General features: G+C 68.6%; 1 protein-coding gene. It reads right to left on the bottom strand.

Annotated features, from left to right (window positions below):
- Window positions 1-717 (bottom strand): extracellular solute-binding protein (locus tag ACFV9O_RS40180; RefSeq protein WP_385428003.1); only part of this gene is annotated, 717 nt, incomplete at both ends.

Here is a 717-nt window from a genome sequence, read left to right as displayed (position 1 = left end):
CCTTGCGGTAGTCGGGGTGGGCGTAGGTCGAAGCACGTTTCCCGGCGGGGACGTTGGACCAGCCGCTGGTGGCGCCGACCAGCTCCTCGTACTCCTTGCTGGAGGCCCAGGAGATGAACTTCCAGGCGTCGTCGGACTTGATGGACGCCTTCTGCAGCCCCCAGGCCCAGGTGTAGAGCCAGCCGGAGCTCCTGGTCTGCTCGACGGGGGCCGGGACGTACCCGATCTTGCCCTTCACCGGGGAGCCGGACGCCTCCAGGGAGCCCGCGCCGGCCGTGGCGTCGTACCACATGGCCGACTTGCCCTGGGTCATGTTGTTCAGGCACTCGGCGTACCCGGACTGCGGGGCGCCGCGCTCGCCGTGGGAGCGGACCAGGTCGACGTAGAACTTGGTGGCCTTCTTGAACTCCGGTGAGTCCAGCCGCGGTTCCCAGTCCTCGGTGAACCAGGTGCCGCCCATCGTGTTGACCACCGTGGTCAGCGGGGCGATGACCTCGCCCCAGCCGGGCAGGCCGCGCAGGCAGATGCCCTTCATCCCGGGGCGGGAGCCGTCGGTCCGTTCGGCCAGCTCGGCGACCTCCTGCCAGGTGGGTTTCTCCGGCATGGTCAGCCCCTCCTCCTCGAAGATGTCCTTGCGGTACATCAGGAAGGAGGACTCGCCGTAGAACGGCTGGGCGTAGAGCTTGCCGTCCTCGGCGGTCAGTGACTCGCGCAGCG

Origin of the sequence: Streptomyces sp. NPDC059909, assembly GCF_042730885.1 — a bacterium.
In the GTDB taxonomy this organism is placed as follows: domain Bacteria; phylum Actinomycetota; class Actinomycetes; order Streptomycetales; family Streptomycetaceae; genus Streptomyces.
This window is presented reverse-complemented; position numbering and strand designations above follow the sequence as displayed.